Origin of the sequence: Mucilaginibacter ginsenosidivorax (assembly GCF_007971525.1) — a bacterium.
Taxonomy (GTDB): domain Bacteria; phylum Bacteroidota; class Bacteroidia; order Sphingobacteriales; family Sphingobacteriaceae; genus Mucilaginibacter; species Mucilaginibacter ginsenosidivorax.
On sequence record NZ_CP042437.1, the window covers coordinates 2083901 to 2101708 of the forward strand.

Sequence of the window (17808 nt, forward strand, 5' to 3'; positions counted from 1 at the left end):
AACCACTTACCGTAGTAATAAATAGTTATGAAATTCAATAGTTTTAAGTTAGTAATAGTTGGGATGTGCTGGCTGTATGGTTTTAAAGCCTACAGCCAGCAAACAGACACCACCCGGGAAAACCCGCAGATCAGGCAACTGATTAAAAATTACGAAGACGCCTGGAACCGCCACGACCCAAAAGGCCTGGCCGACAACTATACAGTTGACGCCACCTGGGTTAACTGGTTTGGAGCCTATTATAAAGGGCGGGACGATATTCAATTTCATTATCAGCAAGTGCATACCACCTATTTTAAAGCAACGCATTATTATACGCGTGCGGTTGAAGATATTACCTACCCGTATCCTAACCTCGCTATATCACACGTGCGTACAGGCTTAGATGGCGACGAACGTTTTCCGGGCCAAACTTTTGAGTTCAGGAGGATGATTGTACTGGTAAAACGCGATGGCACCTGGAAAATTCTTGCCGGGCAAAATGCCAAACTGGAAAAAGGGATAAAATAAATTGAGATGAATAACGATGCTACCACTTTTAAACAAAAACTGAGCCGGGCATACCTATGGCTTGTTCCACCGGTAACTATGGTTGTTGGGTTTGGCATAGCGCCTGTTAGCTATAAAATATACTTACCTGTTTGGTTGCTGAACGCTTGTTTAATAATCCTTTCCGCATACCATCTTGGCCTGCGTAAACTGTGGGCGCAAGGACCATCCGGCAAACAACAAGCTATTACCGCGCTGTTACTATTTATGCCCTGGTTGTTGTTTTCCATGTTCGCTGGCATGGGGCCACCGCCCTCAACGCTGCAGGGCTGGGTTAATACAGCTGCCGAACAGCAAACACGTTATGCTATACTTATAGCAGGCGGCATATTGCTTTTGTTGGGTGCCGCCCTGCTCAAAACGCAATTACAGGCAACCGGCGAAAACCTGTATTCTATACTGGCATTTGCAGCCTTGAGCATCGCAATGCCCCTGTTTATAATCAATATGGCATTCTGGGGTTATTACCTTACCGATGCTTTCCGGGTATTTGCTGCAAACCCGGATGCGAAACGCCCTGAGTTGTACGTTGCCATAAAAAGCTTATTTTATGTAATCAGCGTGGCCGAAGTTATATTGATGTACCTGGGCACCTTCCTTTTTGCGGTGGCGCTCAAAATAACAGGCTCGCTTAGCAAACCTTCAGCGCGTTGGTTTATAGGCTGCAGCTTAATTGCCATTTTGCTGGAACTAATACCTCCTTCCTGGCCGGAGCCCTTTGGTACAGCAGGCTTCCTGGTAGCTATACCCGCCATTCCTTTTGTAATGTATTACCTTATTGGGGTACGCTTACTTGTTCGATGACATAAGGGTACCTTTAGGGTCTCCTTATGCCATGATCATAAGTTGCTAAAACGATCCTTAATTTCACCCCCTTCCTCATCTTCACAAATCCAGATTTTTGCTTAAGGATAAGCATAATCAACATAGGCCTTAAGAAACTCATATTTACGCTTACCTTTGCCAAATGGCCGGCATCTACATACATATCCCCTTTTGCAAACAAGCTTGTCATTACTGCGATTTCCATTTCAGCACATCGCCACAATATAAGGATGAGCTGGTGCAGGCATTGGTAAGCGAAATTAAACTGCAAAAGAATTACCTGAACAGTGAAACAGTTGAGACCATTTACTTTGGCGGCGGCACCCCTTCGGTACTGGCAGCAGACGAAATTCAGCTGCTTATTAATACCATAACAGAACTGCATACCGTTGCCTCAGGTGCCGAAATTACGCTGGAAGCCAACCCGGATGATTTGGATGTGGCCAAAGTAAAGGCGTTTAAACAAACCGATGTAAACCGTTTTAGTATTGGCATCCAATCTTTTTTTGACGAGGATTTAGTTTGGATGAACCGAGCCCACCGGGCCCGCGAATCTGAAACGGCAGTAAAAAGGGTACAGGATGCCGGGTTTGAAAACATTACGGCCGATTTAATTTACGGTTACCCCTTACTCACTGATACCAAATGGAAGCAAAACCTGGATAGGATCTTTGAATTGTCTATCCCACACGTATCCGCTTATTCTATGACGGTAGAGCCGCAAACCGCGCTGGCGGCCTTTATCAGCAAAAAAAAGCAGCCACCCATGAACGATCAGCAAAGCGCCGCCCAGTTTATGGTACTGATGCAGGCCATGGCCGATCATGGTTTTGAGCATTACGAAATATCAAACTTTGCCTTACCGGGTAAATACTCAAAACATAACTCCAACTATTGGCAGGGGGTTAAATACCTGGGCATTGGCCCATCGGCACACTCCTACAATGGCGAGGTTAGGCAGTGGAATATTGCCAATAACGCTAAATACACTAAAGCCATCATAGGCGGCAAAATTCCCGCCGAAACAGAAACCCTTACCGAAGCTAATCGGTTAAACGAATACATCATGACCTCCATCCGTACCATGTGGGGGTTAAGCTTGAACCGGCTAAATGCTATAGCTAAAGGCGCGGCAGATCAACTCCAGGTAGAAGCCCGCGAGTTTTTTGATAAAGAATGGATTACCGAAAAGGATGGTATCATCTATCTGACAGCCACGGGCAAGCTGTATGCCGATAATATAGCTGCCGGTCTCTTCTTCTAATTTACGCTACCCTAAAACGGTGTAAGAAACAGTCTCTCCAAATAAAACCGCTTTCTACAACTGGCCGTATCTTTCAATAAACAATAATTAAAACGTCAAGAGCTCGTGGCGGTTTGGTTATTAAAAACACAAACAATCAGGCGCGAAGGCGCCATTAAAAAATTACAAAAATTACCGAAATGAAAAAAATAATTTTCGCCGCCATTGCATTAGCGACTTTTGCAATAGCCCCCACAGTACAGGCCCAAACCAAAATGGTAGGTGGCGCAGCAATGCATCCAACTAAAAACATTATTGAAAATGCAGTCAATTCAAAAGATCACACCACACTGGTTGCAGCTGTAAAGGCCGCTGGTCTGGTAGAAACATTGTCGTCTGCAGGCCCTTTCACCGTATTTGCACCAACTAACGAGGCTTTTAACAAACTGCCCGCCGGCACAGTTGACAACCTGATTAAGCCAGAAAACAAAACAACCTTAACTAAAATTTTAACATACCACGTTATTGCAGGCAAACTGAGCGCGGCCGACCTATGGGCAAAAGTTAAAGCAGGTATGGGTAAAGCTGAGTTAAGCACCATGAGCGGCGGCAAATTAACCGTTATGGCACAAGGCAAAAAACTATACCTGGTTGACGAAAAAGGCGGTAAATCATGGATCACTATTGCCGATGTTAACCAAAGTAATGGCCTAATTCATGTAGTGAATACTGTTTTAATGCCCCGGTAGATAATTATTACGCCTGCTGTTACATATATTAATAAAAAGGAAACCTGGCAGTAATGTGTCGGGTTTCTTTTTTTTAATCGATTTAAGTAGAAGGCTGATAGTAAATTGAAAAATGTCAAAAGAATTTCAAAAAAACGGTTAAACCTTGAGTGTTTTTTATGGTTAATTAATTTTGCATGTTAATTAATTGTGAAGATGAGCATACTACTTGGCCCCATTGACCGGGTTGATAATATAGGCAAGGAGGATTTTATTAACAACTATTTAAATCCGCGTAAACCGCTGATTATTCGCAAGGCCACCCAAAACTGGCCGGCCTTACAAAAATGGACATTTGAGTACCTGAAAGAAGTTGTTGGCGATAAAACCGTTCCGCTTTATGATAGTTCAAAAGCCGATCCATCAAAAGCGATAAATGCATCGGCCAGCGAGATGAAGTTTGCTGATTATATCAACCTGATACAAAAACAGCCAACTGATTTGCGTATTTTTTTATTCGACCCCATAAAACACGCGCCGAAACTGTTGGATGATTACCGCTCGCCTACCGATTTAATGGGTGGTTTTTTAGATAAATATCCTAACATGTTTTTTGGCGGTGCCGGCTCTGTTACTTTTTTACATTACGATATTGACCTGGCCCACATTTTCCATACCCACTTTAACGGCCGCAAAAAGGTAATTTTGTTTGACCAAAAATGGACTGAAAGGCTATATTGTATCCCCTTTGCCACCTATGCGCTTGAGGATTACGATATTGAAAATCCGGATTTTGAAAAATTCCCGGCGTTAAACGGTATTGAAGGGCTGGAAGCAATCTTAGAACATGGCGATACCCTGTTTATGCCTACCGGGTACTGGCACTGGATGAAATATCTCGACGGATCGTTCTCGATTTCATTGCGGGCATGGGATAAATCATGGGCTATTAAAGCCAAAAGCCTGTATAACTTAACATTGCAGCGTAAGTTTGATAATATGATGAAAGCCCGTTTTAAAAAAGACTATATGGATTGGAAAGAAAAACTGGCTATTAAACGTGCCGAAAAGGCTATGTTTATGAGTAAAAGATGAAGCAGGTACATTTTTTTTGACATCCCCCGGTTACCTTTTGGTGTTTTATTTCGTTCCTTTGTTTACTTTTTGGTAATACTGTAGTATCCCTAATTAAATTTAACCCAACCGGAAGGTAACATTTATGAGTTTTATACTTAAGCCCATTGATACTGTTGAAAATATCTCTCCAGAGGATTTCAAGAACAACTATTTAAACCCGCGCCGTCCGTTAGTCATTAAGGGCCTCACCAAAACGTGGCCAGCCCGCGAAAAATGGACACCAGAATATCTTAAGAGCGTTGTTGGCAATAAGGTAGTGCCATTGTACGATAACTCCAAAGCCGATCCATCAAAACCCATCAACTCATCGGCAACAGAAATGCCTTTTGATGAATATATTGACCTGATACGCAGTAAACCCACAGAGTTGCGTATCTTCTTTTTTAATATTTTTAAACAGGCGCCACAACTGTTAAATGATATTGTATTACCCAAAGACCTTATGGGTGGTTTTTTAGAAAGCATGCCCGGCATGTTCTTCGGCGGATCAAACTCGGTGACGTTTTTACATTATGATATCGATTTACCCCATATTTTCCACACTCATTTTGGCGGGCGTAAACATGTGATACTATTTGAAAATAAATGGAAGCGCCGTTTATATTGTATCCCTAACGCTACCTATGCGCTGGAGGATTATGATGTGCTGAACCCCGATGTAAAGAAATTTCCGGCCCTGGATGGTGTAGAAGGTACCGAAGTATTTTTAGAACACGGCGATACACTGTTTATGCCTACCGGCTATTGGCACTGGATGAAATATATTGATGGCTCCTATTCCTTAAGCCTGCGTGCCTGGGATGCATCCATGACCCGCAAAGCCGCCAGTTTGTATAACCTGGCTATTAAAGGCGGCGTAGATAGCCTGCTCAAAATGGCTTTTAAGGAAAAATACGCAAAATTTCGCGAGGAACTGGCTGTTAAATGGGCTAATAAGGAGTTGGCAGCGGGCAAGCCTTTTTGATTTCTGTTGCCTGGTACGTGATGTCGGGCCCGGGTTTTATTAAAGACTTTTTATGGCGGTGAGGTTTTCTTCACCGCTATTTTTATTTCTACCATTGGCTGTATCTTCATAGCCGGGTCAAACGCATCTGATTGGGTTAACATAACTTAACACATTTCAGATAAAATATTTACAAATATCTAATAGTCAATATTTTATAATTAATCATGGTTAACACTAATTTACTGTTTTTGGCAACTCAAAAGCATGTAAATGTTTGCGGTTGTTGTCGGCCCTGGCAAGGAGCCTAAAGGGCCGGGATATTTTAACCAGTGCCAGGCGTCAACACAAGGTATGGTCTGATGGTTATAATTATATCTTTTTACATGGTAAGCTCATTACTTTAGCCAGTTAAATAACAGGTCATCGTCAATAAATATTTTTATGCGCTGGCCTGCCTATTGTACAGGTTGAAGATCCCGCCAACGTTGAAAAAAGCTAAAAAGTAATAGACACCTATACGGCAAAAGTTGGCTGTGACGACACAGCCAACGGAAAACAGCGCACATCATCTTTCACCACCTCTCCAATCCCAGGAGCTTTTTCCCTAAATCAGATAATTCAGCAACCGGGTTTTGTTTTTCGCGCTCCATAGGGTCGCCGGGGAAAGCATAACCTTGCATGGCTTCACGGCTTTGCCAGCTGTTAATGCGCCACTGCCTCAATTCTTCATTATCTTCCTGGGCGGGCATCATGGCTATATATTGGGCTATTCTCACTTTGTTGTTACTGGTATTAGGGCGGATGCCATGGGGTTGCAGGCTATTAAATATCAGCAGGTCGCCGGCTTCCAGTTTTACCTTCTCTATCTCAAAGCCTGTGGTATCTGGCTTGTAATGGTCCCTGTCGGCAGGCTGGGTAAGTTTCCAGGTGTCGTAGGTACGGTACAATTCGGGGATGCACTGAAAACCGCCCATGGTTTCGTCTGTCTGGTCGGCCAGTGCCAGTACGCCCTGCACGTTTTGCGGCCTTGTTTCGGGGTCATAATCCCAATGGATAAACCCCTTGTATTCAAAACCTGGTTTAAGCGGAAAGTTAAGGTTGGCCCTGTCAATAGTAACCCAAAGTTTTTCGGTTCCCCAAATATCGGCAAAGGCCGCATGCACTTTGGGGTACTGACGATTATCCCACATCAATTGCTGGTTATAAATCTCTACCATACCTGTATTGTTCAGCTCGGTCATTTGCATTTGGGCGTTGGGCCTTTTATACCAGGTTTCTATATTATCGGCATCCTTGCCTTCGTATTGCCACAGGTAAGCGGCCAGCTTGGCAACCTGCTCTTTAGGTACGGCATTTTTTATGATCACGTATCCATTTTCTACCCAAAACTTCCAGTCTGCTTCGTTGAGTATGTGCAAGGGCTCGTTATTCTTGCGTTCGTTGAGGCGAATGCTGCTGGTTTTGGCTGTAGATGGATTGCCGGGGATTTCTTTATGAGCGTTTTCCGGCCCGGGTGTGATAGTCATGGTGGTGTCTGTTGTCTTCATCATTTGTATTGGTTTAATAATACAAATCTATCGCCCCTGGCAAAGGCGGCTATTCTTTACAATGACCAATATTTGCTCTGTATTAACCAGATATGTATCTTTATTGAACATCAATGAACAATAAGGCATGGATAAGATACAGTTGGAGGTAGTTGATTTTGAACCGGGCAAATCATTCAAGCTGTTTTCGCCCAGGCTTCGCAACACCTTCCTGTGGCATTACCACCCCGAATATGAACTGGTATACGTAGAGGCTGATGCCGGGATAAGGCATGTTGGCTCTCATATATCAGGGTATACCCAAAGCGATTTGGTTTTAATCGGCAGCAATTTGCCCCACCTTAATTTTGATTACCGCCTCCGCAGCGATTATCACCAGATTGTTGTTCAGTTGCGGGAAGATTTTTTGGGTACAGCGGTTGGCATAACACCCGAGTTTACCCCCATTAACCAGCTATTTAAAAAAGCGGCCAACGGCATTGCATTTCATGGCGAAACCAAGAACATAGCAGTACAAAAGCTAAAGCAGTTACCGGCGTTAAATTCATTCGGCCAATTATTGGCGCTGATGGAGATTTTCCATGTACTGGCCAATTCTGCCGAGATAACCATTTTGAATGCTGACGATATCAGCCTGCAATTTTTTTTGAAAGATAAAATCAGGATGGGTGCTGTGTATGAATACATCGGCAGTAACTACAACCGCAACCCCGATGTAAATGTGGTAGCGGCCAAAGTAAATTTTACCACAGCGGCATTTTGCAGGTATTTCAAAAAACAAACCAACATTACCTTCACCGATTTTGTAAACCAGTACCGCGTTGATGTTGCCAAAAACCTGCTGATGCAGGATAAAAATGTAACCGAAGTGTGTTACGCTGTTGGCTTCGAAAGTTTATCGTACTTTAACAAACTTTTCAATAAAATGGTGGGCCAAAATCCGTCGGATTTTAAAAGGCATTGGATTAACAAGTAAAATCCTAAACCGCCCCCGTTTTAATAAATTGCACTACCGCCTTACCTGCTTTTTCAAACCTTTCGTCCCAGTCATTGCCCTGTATTAGCACATAGTGGATACCATGATTGGCCAACTCCTGTTTGTGGCTTTCGTCCAGCCGGTTCCTGTCGTTCTCATTAAGGCGGGTGCCGTCCTGTACATAGGGTGCATCAACATCCAGGTATATATACAAATCAAAATGGTTAGTTGCTTCAACCCATTCGGGCACCTGCAAATCCTTATCAAACAAAAAATGACTGTATGACCGGGTAGTATTCAGGTCGGTATCTACAAACAAAATCTTGTTTGCTTCTTTTATCTTTTCGTTGATGGTTTTGGCGTGCAGTTCGGCTATTTGCAACAGATCTTCTTCGGTACATTCATTGGTATGCTCCAAAATATCGCGGGCCATTTCGGGCACATCAAGGGTATGAAAATGATGGGCCAGTCGTTTTGCCATTGTGGTTTTCCCGGTAGATTCGGTACCCAGCAGGCATATCTTTTTGGTAAAATAAGGCTTGGCAGCATCGGCCAAAAAGTTCCAGAAAGCAAAAGGTTTTTCCCTGATCTGGGTAGCCGATACAGGTACAAGTTTTCGTGGCTCGTCAAATATCATGCTTTCGCAATTCAAAAACCGCCCCATGTAGGCCCCATAAGTTTCCGATGCAAATATGATATCAATAGCTGGTAGTTCCTTTAGCAAATAATTGGCCCAGATGCGGGATACCCCTTCTGACGATGCGGAGGTATTTGGCAGTACGGCTTCGTCGTAGTTTAACAGCCATGGCCTTACTTTACTGTTTTCTTTATAGGTTTCCTTAACCCATTCCAACCTCTGACTTCCCCATATAGGTTCGTCATAACTGGCGCTTACCAAAACAATCAAATCATCGCAATGCTGTAAAGCAAAATCAATTAACGCGATGTGCCCTTTGTGCAAAGGCATAAACTTGCCTATAACCAAACCTCTTTTCATCCATTAAAATCCCGGCCAAATGTATAAAGCTTTTGAACAAATCTCAAATATGATATTTAGCTGGTATGATCGCACACTATTTTCCACTCCCCGTTAATTTTACGGAACCAAAGAGTGTAATAACCACCAAGCTCATCCTTAATTCGCTTAAGGTGCCATTTACCCAAAACGAAGGCATTAGTTGCATCAAGCACTTTAACCTGCAACAGGGTAAACTTAAGCTGCCCCATGGCCACCTTACCCGGATAACGCTTTTTATAATGATCAAGCGTAGTTTGCCAGCCGTAATCAGGCCCGGTTTTACCTATAAACACCAGCGAATCTGACTTCCAATAGCCCTGCATAAAACCTTCAACATCGCCACGGTTCCAGGCTTTTTCCTGGGTATACATTAAATTGGCAATTGCCTGCTTATCCTGCGCACGGCACACACAAACCAAAAGGATAAAGAGAAAAGAGAACGTAAGTTTTTTCATACTTTGAATATAAACACGATTTTCAAGATTTACCAGGATTTTGTTTTGTATAAATTAATGATCCGGTATTACATAACGTGCCCATCAGGCCTGTTCGGTTCAGACACGACATCTTTGCCATCAACTATCTTCCTCTGCCTGCAATTCTGTTTCTAATAATTTATTGCTTAAATTTGCCTTCATGAAACGGGTTTCAAAAATCATTCTTTTCGTAATTGCGCTTGGCTTAATGATAGGTGCAAGACAGCCTGTAAAGGCACAATGTGCGCAATGTGCTGCAACTGTAGAAACTAATACCAAAAGCGGCGGTAATGCGGCTAAAGGCCTTAATAAAGGCATCCTGTTTTTGCTTGGCGCCCCTTACTTTGCAGTTGCTATAGGCGGGTATATCTGGTACAAAAAATATCGCCGTAAAAACGTTAACCTTAACGAAATGCGGCACGAGAGGCTTAACCTTAATTAAGCATACAGCGAAAGATCGTCATTGCTTCGTACCTCGCAATGACGGAGAAATGTGTCAGGATAGTGATCAAAATAAAAAAGGTCTTACGTTAACATCCCCCCCACTACCCACTATGCCCGAAACGCCAAAATCATGGGCTATGCTCAAATGTAAATGTCCGCGTTGCCGCAGGGGCAATATGTTCCAGGGCGGGCCTTATAGTTTTGCAAACAAAATAAATTTAAACTGCCCGCATTGTAACCTGTACTTTGAAATTGAGCCCGGCTATTTTTACGCGGCCATGTATGTTAGTTACGCGCTTAATGTGCTGGAGGCCCTGGGCCTTGCCTTGCTTACCTATTTAGTTACGCACAATTCCGATTCGCCATGGTTATATCTTGGTGTATTGATAGGGGGCTGTATTTTTATGGCTCCTATTAATTTCAGATATTCGCGGGTGCTTTTGTTATACTGGTTATCGCCAAAGATACATTACCAGGCTTATTTAGATACCGATGATTTACCAGGAAAGTCTTGATTTTTTAAAAGATCTGGCCGAAAATAATAACCGCGACTGGTTTACGGCCAACAAAGAACGATACGATGCGGCACGTGAAAACGTGATTGATTTTACCGGCCAGTTACTTGCCAAACTGCAAAAGATAGACCCGGCCATTGATGAAACCGTGGACGCCAAAAAACGGGTAATGCGCATTTACCGGGATATCCGTTTCAGCAAGAATAAAACACCATATAAAAACAATTTCGGCGTAAGCATTCCGTCTGGCGGTTCAAGAGGAGGCACGGTTGAGTTTTATTTGCAAATTCAACCAGGCAATTCTTTTATAGGCGGTGGCTACTGGATGCCCGAGGCACCACACCTGAAAGTTATTCGCCAGGAAATAGATTATAACGCCTCAGAATTGAAGGCTATTATTGACGATAAAGCATTTGTGAAGCTATTTGGCGATTTCAGAAAACAAGAACAATTAAAGTCTGTTCCTCGTGAATATAGCGCCGAAAATGAAAACATCGACCTGCTGAAACTAAAAAGTTTTGTTGCCTGGCACAAAATTACCGACGAGGAAATAACTTCAGGAGATGCCGTGCAACTGGTAGCCGATATTTGCAGCAAAATATACCCGTTGAATGTTTTCCTGAAAAACGCGCTTGCATAGTATACCCACTTAATACCTATTTTATGAAAATCAAATATCTTTTATTAGCCGCTATTTGTTGTTTGGGCTTTAACTCATGTAAAATATTATCGCCAAAAGAGTATAAATCATTAGTTGCACAGCGCGATTCATTGAATACCCGTACCGGCAACCTGGAAGAAGAACTTTCGCGCCTGCAAAACGATACCGCGCGCCTGCACCGCCAGATAAACGATTTACGCGACAATAACAACGCTTTAAATAACAACCTGGATGTTACGTCGACGAAAGCAAACCAACTGGCTGTTGACCTGCAAAAGCGCGAAGCTCGATTAAAAGAAGTTGAGGAGATTCTTAAAAAGCGCGACGAGGCAACTAATGCGCTAAAAAACAAACTGCAAAAAGCATTACTGGGCTTTCAGCAAAGCGGCTTAACGGTAGATATCCGTAACGGTAAAGTATATGTATCGCTTACAGATAAGCTGCTTTTCCCGTCGGGCAGTATCATTATTGACGATAAAGGGAAAGAGGCGCTAAAGCAACTGGCCGCTGTACTAAACAAAGAGCCAGACATCAATATGGCTGTTGAAGGCCATACCGACGATAAAAAAGTAAAAAATCTTGGCCAGATTAAAGATAACTGGGATTTGAGCGTACTGCGTGCCACATCGGTAACCCGTTACCTCACCGAAGTGGAGATGGTTGACCCTCACCGCCTCACCGCTACCGGTAAAGGCGAGTTTCAGCCAATTGACACGGCCGATAGCGACGAGGCCCGTACTAAAAACCGGAGGATTGAAATTGTGCTCACCCCTAAACTGGATGAACTTTATAACCTGATAAGTAAATAACAAAAAAAGCTCCCGAACAATCCCGGGAGCTTTTTTATTATTCGATGCCGCCGCCGCTGGTTTTCAACCCGTGGTGATTATGGTTTCAGCATTCAGCTGAAATTTGGCTAACAAATGATCAACCAGCAGTTTGCGTTAGTGATAGTAGCGGATACCGGCCATGTGGCTAAGGCCCGTGTAGTATGAGCGGATAGCACGGGCCGCAGGCAACGCCCTGAAAATTGATTTGGTGCGGGTCATTCATTTAATAAATAGCAGCCAATGGTAATCGTGAAAAATATTGTGTAGGTTAGTTAACCTAAAAATATTCACATGTTAAAGAAATACATATTTATGTTGCTGGGCATGCTGAGCACAATTGCCGCTTGTGCCCAAACAAACCCGGTTATTATTCCGCCATACCTACATATGCAGGGCGACTCGGTTCAGGGCAAGCTGCTGGTTGCCGCGCTGAATGATTTTTTAAACCAGGTTTCAAAACCGAACAAGGAAAATACATTGGTGTTAAAAGATGCTTTGCCAGAAACATCGGTCTTACTGGACGAAATAAGAGGTATGGCTGACGGAAGCGGCACCGACAAAAAAAATATTTACCCTTGTTATTTAATTAATGCTGCCTTGCTGGATAGTACAAGCTATTTAATTCAGCTGGCATACATGGGGGGAACCAATTCGGCCCCGGTGTTGCGGGCAAGTTTTACCCTCGCCGCTAAAAAAGTCGGAGGCCGGTACTATTTTAGTTCGGCACTGAAAAGCAACACCCAGGCATGGCAGGTAAAAAAGGATGGGAACTTTTCTTTTTATTACAATACGCCGCTAAACCTGGATAAAGTAAATGTGTATGTAAAAAAGGCAAAGGAGTTTGATAAAAGGCTGCACGCGCCCAATTATGCTACTCAGGTATACCTGTGCAACAATCTGCCCAACGCGATGCGTCTTTTGGGAATTGATTATAAACTGGATTACAACGGTTACGGACAAAGTAATTTATCGGCCTTTGAAAACGGCATCGATTTAGCATTAACAGGCAGGGACGTAAACGATCCTGCAGCTTTAGATTTGCATGACCTCTGGCATAGCAGGCTGCATCGCGCTGTACCGATTGCGGTGATAAATAAGCCGCTTGACGAGGCCAGTGCCTACTTATATGGTGGTAGCTGGGGCATTAGCTGGCCTGATATATTGAAACGTTTTAAAACCTATATGGGCGATAATAAAGATTGGCTGGCGGCTTTTAACGACAATAAAAACTTTGGCGTCAATCAGCAATATCACCTATATGTATCGTACGTAATAAACGCGTTAATTATACAGCAGCTTGAAAAAGATAAAGGTTTTGCAGCAGTAATTGAATTGATTAGCTGCGGTAAAAGGGAACCAGGTAACGAAAACTATTTTAAAGCGCTGGAAAAAATAACGGGCATTACCAAAGCAAACTTTAACGACCGGGTAGCAAAGCTGCTTGAGGCCGAAGGCTCAAAATAGTTTCAAATAAAAATTACTGAGCGCGGTTAAGCACCTATCCGGCTATGTTACCTGGTATATAGTTACCAGATAGGTGCCTGACGGCGTTAATAATAGTAAAAGGATAAGCCCTATTCCATCTCTTCCATCAGCGTATTAAAAATCACAAACTTTTCATCAAACATTTGCTGATGGGTGGCCTGCAACTTATGCAAGTGGTTCATGTAATACTGCTGAAACTGATCAATGCTGTCGGCATTATACTGGATGCAGTAAGTAACCCCCTCGTTCGGAGAATCGATAACCCTTAAAACGCGGTGCGAGCTAAAATGCCCCGTAGCCATTACAGCCGGGATATGGATGGTTTTCATATAATGAAGCCATTCGTCGTGGATAGCTTCGTCAAGTATTATAGTATCGTTATATACAATCATGGGCGCAAATTTAGTTCATTGGTTCATTAGTTCACTAGTTCATTGGTATTAATTTGCCAATAGCACCGGCGAGCTGTAGTCTTTTTACAAGGTTAGTTCATTTGTTAACTGGTATTAATTTGCCAATAGCATAAGCGACTTAATAAACTTTTCACCAATGAACTAATGAACCAGTGAACCAATGAACGATCAGGAATCCGTTTTATCGCCCCGCAGCAATCTGAACCGTTTACGGGCTTCGTTTATCCAGAGGCTGCCGGGATAATCGGTGATTATTTTCTGGTACCAGGCTTTGGCATTTATTTTATCATCAAGGTGGTTTTCGTAAATGTCGCCCAGCATAAAAACGGCGTCGTCAGCCCAAAGTTCGGTAGGATGATCGTCGAAGATTTTTTTGAGCAGAGGGACCGCATCATTATAGTTTTTCTGTTGAATGAAAATGCGCGATTTGGCCATCAATATATCGTCGTTAAGGCTGTTGCCCGGGAATTTTTTGTCTATACTGTCTAAAGTCATCAATGCTTTTTCGGGTTGCTCAGCAAAAATCCGGAGGTCGGCCCGGGCATATATTTTTAATGCACCGCCGGAGCTATCGGCAGCAGTATTGTCATTTATTAACAATAACAGATTCAGCGCGTCATTTGCTATTAACTGCGATGTAGCCGCCTTCAATACATCCAGCTGCCCTTTGGCCCAGGTAAAATCGCCGGTATAATAGGCCATTTTTGCATTACGAAATTTGGCATCCTGGCCTACGTTGGTATTCTCAAAACTTTTTTCAACCTGGCTATACGTCAGGGTAGCTTCCCAGGGCAGGTTGTTCAGCATGTACACATCGCCCAAATCAAGCTTACAACCGGCAAGCAACTCGGCGCGGATGTTAGGGATAGTAATGGCGCTCTCCAATAATTTTTGAGCATCATTAAGTTTGTGGAGTTTAAATGCTTGCAAATTGGCCAGCTTTTGCATAGCAAAAACCGTATTATTATTACGCCCGAATTCGGCAAGCAGGGCAATGTAATCCTGTTCAAGACCCAGCAGATCGGCAGGAGTGTATTTGCCCGTGGTCACCTTTAAGTTTTTGGTGTTGATAAGCTCGATCTTAGCAGGAATATACAGTGGATTGTTTGCACCCTTGGCAATAATATATTCATAACCACGAATTGCAGCATCATAAGCCTCGCTGCTGGTAAGCGTTCGGCACAACTCGTAAATATTATTGCCATCATCATTTTGCCTGCGGCTGAGTGCCAGGGCCTGGTTAAGCGCAAGGTCATACTCTTTTTGCTGCATATATTGCCAGGTGAGCAACTCAATATAAATGGTTTGTTGCGGGTCTTTTTGAATACGCCTTAGCAGTGCTGCCTTAAGCAGGTCATAGTCGGCTGCACCTTCAAACACTATGGCAAAATTGCTTTCGGCCTGGGTAATAAAACTTGGATTTGCCGGTAAAAAATTAAGATACTCATCGGTAAGCGATATCTTGTCGCGTTTAAAACGATAAAGGTTAATGAGCTCATAAGTAAAAGCTTCGTCGTTTTTAAGCAGTTTACGGCCTTGAATAAATATTTTTATGGCGTAATCAATATTCGCATTCTGGTAAAACTGGTTGGCCAGGCTGGCAATCTCCATTTGGTCGGCAGGCAGGTTTTTCAGCAGGTCGTCATATATATTGTTTGCTTTATCAAGCTTGCCCTGCTGGGTGTAAATAGTGCCCAGCATTATTTGGTACTGGCTTACGTTAGGGTGTTTACGCTGCAGTTTTTTTGTAATGCTTTCGGCCTCATCAAATTTTTTGAGGTTTAAAAGGGTATTTACGTAATAGGAGTAATAGGTTTCGTTGTTTTGCTTGTATAGTTTCTGATAAATTTCGAGCGCTTTTTGGGTTTCGCCATTGGCATTGTATTGCATGGCCAATTGAAGTTCATTATCCTGTGCAAACAATGTACAGGTACCCAATAAAACAAAAATAATAATTGCAAATAAAACCCTCATCTAATCAAAAATAGGTAATTAATACGAATGCCAGGGTCACTTTCGGTTAATATCCGTATAAAGGTAACACCGGGTAAAATTGTAGTGACATTTTGATAACGTTAACTAATTTTATCTAATTTGACCTGATTAATAAAATGGCATAAGCAAATATGTTTGGGCGTTTAAGGATTTTTCTTTTTATTGTATTTACAACAATTATATGTTCATGCAAACATGTAAAGCAAATTCCAATTGCCGATTTTTTTAAGACTCCTGAGAAAACAGTTTTCAAAATATCTCCCGATGGCAAGTACATAGCATACCTGAAGCCATACAAGGATAAACAAAACCTGTTCATACAATCGCTGGCCGATGGTACCGAACATATGGAAACATCCTTTGATGATTACCCAGTAAACGGATGGTATTTTTGGACTTATAACAATCAACTGGTTTTTAACCAGGATATTGTGGCAAACGATGGATTTAAAATGTACGCGCTTGATATATCTACGCACCAGATACGTACGATCTTGTCGCTCGAAAAAGTGAGGGTGAACCTGGTTAACCGCAACAAGCAACAGCCAGACATTATCACCATCAGGATGAACAAGCGCGATCCTGCTAATTTTGATATCTACCGCCTGAATATTAAAACGGGCGAACTTTCGCCCTACCTCATCAACCCCGGTAATATAACGGAATGGTTTCCGGATGCCGATGGCAAAATCCGGCTGGTAAAATCGTCAGATGGGGTAGATGAAACCATTTTATACCGGCCTGATGATAACTCGCCCTTTAAACCCATTATCCAGAATAATTTTAAAAATTCGGTAAGGCCTATTGCTTTTGCCGGCTCAAAAAATAACTTTTACGCCTTATCAAATGTAAACCGCGATAAAATGGCGCTGGTTGAAATTAATGCGGAAGATGGAAAAGAACAGCGTACCATTTTCAGTAACAGCAATGCCGATTTAATGTATGTTGAGTATTATAAAAATAAACATCGCCTTGAATTTGCCAGCTGGGATGAGGCCAAACCACGAAAGTATTTTTTATCGCCCGATATACAACGTTTGTATAAAAAATTGGGCGACTTGCTTAAAGGCAACGAAGTAAGGGTGGTTGACCGCGACAGTTCTGAAAATAAGTTCATATTATATACCTATACCGATCGCAGCCCTGGCACTTACTACCTGTATGAAGCCCGCACTTGTAAGCTAACTAAACTGGGCGATACTAATCCATCTTTAATTCCTTCGGAGTTGTGTTCTATGCAGCCCATTGCCTACAAAGCCAGTGATGGCCTAACCATCAATGGCTATTTGACCATGCCACTGGGCAATAAAAAAACTAATTTACCTGTAGTAGTAATGCCACACGATGGGCCCTGGGCCCGCGATACCTGGGGGTACGACGAGCAGGTGCAATTTTTGGCCAACAGGGGTTACGCGGTTTTCCAGATGAATTACCGCGGATCAACCGGGTATGGCAAAGCTTTCAGGAGCGCGGGATACAAGCAGGTAGGTGGCAAAATTCAGGATGATATAACCGATGGTGTACATTGGCTGATAGATAAAAAAATAGCTAACCCCAAAAAGATTGCCATTTTTGGCGGCCGCTTTGGCGGTTTTTCGGCATTGTATGGTGTGTCTTTCCACCCAGAGTTATATAATTGCGCTGTTGTACAATACGGGCTCATTAACTTTTTTACCTATATTAAGGATGCCCCGCCGTTTTTTAAACCTTATTTAAAAATGACTTATGAAATGGTTGGCAACCCCGAAACTGATGCTGATAGGCTAAGGGCTATATCGCCGGTGTTTCATACTGATAAAATAAAGGTGCCTTTGATTATTTTCCAGGGCGCTAAAGATCAGCGCGCCAATATTAGCGAACTGAACCATTTTGTTTACGAATTACGGAAGCATGATGTGGATGTAAAATATTTTTTGAAACCCAATGAACGCGCTTTTTTCAGGAGTGAGCGTAACCGGTTTGAAATGTATACCGAGATAGAAAAATTCCTGGATTACAACATGGGGGTTAAACCATAGCG

General features: G+C 42.8%; 18 protein-coding genes. 13 read left to right on the top strand and 5 right to left on the bottom strand.

Features of this window, described 5'->3' with window-relative positions; genetic code table 11:
• Window positions 1-27: 27 nt before the first annotated feature.
• The 6 genes from FSB76_RS08775 to FSB76_RS08800 all read left to right on the top strand — a co-directional run bounded on the left by FSB76_RS08775 (window position 28) and on the right by FSB76_RS08800 (window position 5446).
• A complete protein-coding gene (locus tag FSB76_RS08775; protein ID WP_147053217.1) occupies window positions 28-510 on the top strand; it encodes a YybH family protein in 483 nt (160 codons plus the stop codon).
• Between the two features lie 6 nt (window positions 511-516).
• Window positions 517-1353 carry a hypothetical protein gene (locus FSB76_RS08780; protein ID WP_147053218.1) on the top strand — a complete coding sequence of 279 codons (837 nt, stop codon included), beginning with the start codon at window positions 517-519 and terminating at the stop codon, window positions 1351-1353.
• Between the two features lie 163 nt (window positions 1354-1516).
• On the top strand, window positions 1517-2638 hold the full coding sequence (hemW, locus tag FSB76_RS08785; protein ID WP_147053219.1) for a radical SAM family heme chaperone HemW: 1122 nt from the start codon (window positions 1517-1519) through the stop codon (window positions 2636-2638).
• A gap of 179 nt (window positions 2639-2817) precedes the next feature.
• Window positions 2818-3366 carry a fasciclin domain-containing protein gene (locus tag FSB76_RS08790; RefSeq protein ID WP_147053220.1) on the top strand — a complete coding sequence of 183 codons (549 nt, stop codon included), beginning with the start codon at window positions 2818-2820 and terminating at the stop codon, window positions 3364-3366.
• 195 nt (window positions 3367-3561) lie between these two features.
• On the top strand, window positions 3562-4440 hold the full coding sequence (locus tag FSB76_RS08795; RefSeq protein WP_147053221.1) for a cupin-like domain-containing protein: 879 nt from the start codon (window positions 3562-3564) through the stop codon (window positions 4438-4440).
• Window positions 4441-4564: 124 nt separating this feature from the next.
• A complete protein-coding gene (locus tag FSB76_RS08800) occupies window positions 4565-5446 on the top strand; it encodes a cupin-like domain-containing protein (protein ID WP_147053222.1) in 882 nt (293 codons plus the stop codon).
• Window positions 5447-6000: 554 nt separating this feature from the next.
• Here the strand turns inward: FSB76_RS08800 and FSB76_RS08805 are convergent.
• Window positions 6001-6978, bottom strand: coding sequence for a phytanoyl-CoA dioxygenase family protein (locus FSB76_RS08805; protein WP_225976456.1), 978 nt, complete (start codon window positions 6976-6978; stop codon window positions 6001-6003).
• A gap of 124 nt (window positions 6979-7102) precedes the next feature.
• Here FSB76_RS08805 and FSB76_RS08810 point away from each other — a divergent pair, with 124 nt between their 5' ends.
• Window positions 7103-7951 (top strand): helix-turn-helix domain-containing protein, encoded by an 849-nt coding sequence (locus FSB76_RS08810; RefSeq protein WP_147053223.1) that lies wholly within the window; start codon window positions 7103-7105, stop codon window positions 7949-7951.
• Window positions 7952-7955: 4 nt separating this feature from the next.
• On the opposite strand, the gene FSB76_RS08815 is transcribed toward FSB76_RS08810, so the two are convergent.
• Together FSB76_RS08815 and FSB76_RS08820 are read right to left on the bottom strand one after the other, a co-directional pair.
• Window positions 7956-8948: an AAA family ATPase gene (locus FSB76_RS08815; protein ID WP_147053224.1), complete on the bottom strand. Its 993-nt coding sequence runs from the start codon at window positions 8946-8948 to the stop codon at window positions 7956-7958.
• A gap of 56 nt (window positions 8949-9004) precedes the next feature.
• Window positions 9005-9424, bottom strand: coding sequence for a YybH family protein (locus FSB76_RS08820; RefSeq protein ID WP_147053225.1), 420 nt, complete (start codon window positions 9422-9424; stop codon window positions 9005-9007).
• A 181-nt stretch (window positions 9425-9605) separates the two neighbouring features.
• Between FSB76_RS08820 and FSB76_RS08825 the strand changes: the two genes are divergently transcribed.
• The 5 genes from FSB76_RS08825 to FSB76_RS08845 all read left to right on the top strand — a co-directional run bounded on the left by FSB76_RS08825 (window position 9606) and on the right by FSB76_RS08845 (window position 13359).
• Window positions 9606-9887 (top strand): hypothetical protein, encoded by a 282-nt coding sequence (locus FSB76_RS08825; protein ID WP_147053226.1) that lies wholly within the window; start codon window positions 9606-9608, stop codon window positions 9885-9887.
• 112 nt (window positions 9888-9999) lie between these two features.
• Window positions 10000-10404, top strand: a complete 405-nt coding sequence (locus FSB76_RS08830; protein WP_147053227.1) for a DUF983 domain-containing protein — start codon at window positions 10000-10002, stop codon at window positions 10402-10404.
• On the top strand, window positions 10382-11044 hold the full coding sequence (locus FSB76_RS08835) for a DUF2461 domain-containing protein (protein ID WP_147053228.1): 663 nt from the start codon (window positions 10382-10384) through the stop codon (window positions 11042-11044). Before FSB76_RS08830 ends, FSB76_RS08835 begins: the two co-directional genes overlap by 23 nt.
• A gap of 23 nt (window positions 11045-11067) precedes the next feature.
• Window positions 11068-11874, top strand: a complete 807-nt coding sequence (locus FSB76_RS08840) for an OmpA family protein (RefSeq protein WP_147053229.1) — start codon at window positions 11068-11070, stop codon at window positions 11872-11874.
• A 312-nt stretch (window positions 11875-12186) separates the two neighbouring features.
• The gene (locus FSB76_RS08845; protein WP_147053230.1) at window positions 12187-13359 is read left to right on the top strand and encodes a hypothetical protein; all 1173 of its coding nucleotides are present in this window, start codon (window positions 12187-12189) and stop codon (window positions 13357-13359) included.
• A gap of 110 nt (window positions 13360-13469) precedes the next feature.
• On the opposite strand, the gene FSB76_RS08850 is transcribed toward FSB76_RS08845, so the two are convergent.
• The gene (locus FSB76_RS08850) at window positions 13470-13772 is read right to left on the bottom strand and encodes a DUF4286 family protein (protein ID WP_147053231.1); all 303 of its coding nucleotides are present in this window, start codon (window positions 13770-13772) and stop codon (window positions 13470-13472) included.
• 189 nt (window positions 13773-13961) lie between these two features.
• A complete protein-coding gene (locus FSB76_RS08855; protein ID WP_147053232.1) occupies window positions 13962-15767 on the bottom strand; it encodes a tetratricopeptide repeat protein in 1806 nt (601 codons plus the stop codon).
• A 152-nt stretch (window positions 15768-15919) separates the two neighbouring features.
• Here FSB76_RS08855 and FSB76_RS08860 point away from each other — a divergent pair, with 152 nt between their 5' ends.
• On the top strand, window positions 15920-17806 hold the full coding sequence (locus FSB76_RS08860) for an alpha/beta hydrolase family protein (RefSeq protein WP_147053233.1): 1887 nt from the start codon (window positions 15920-15922) through the stop codon (window positions 17804-17806).
• Window positions 17807-17808: the final 2 nt, after the last annotated feature.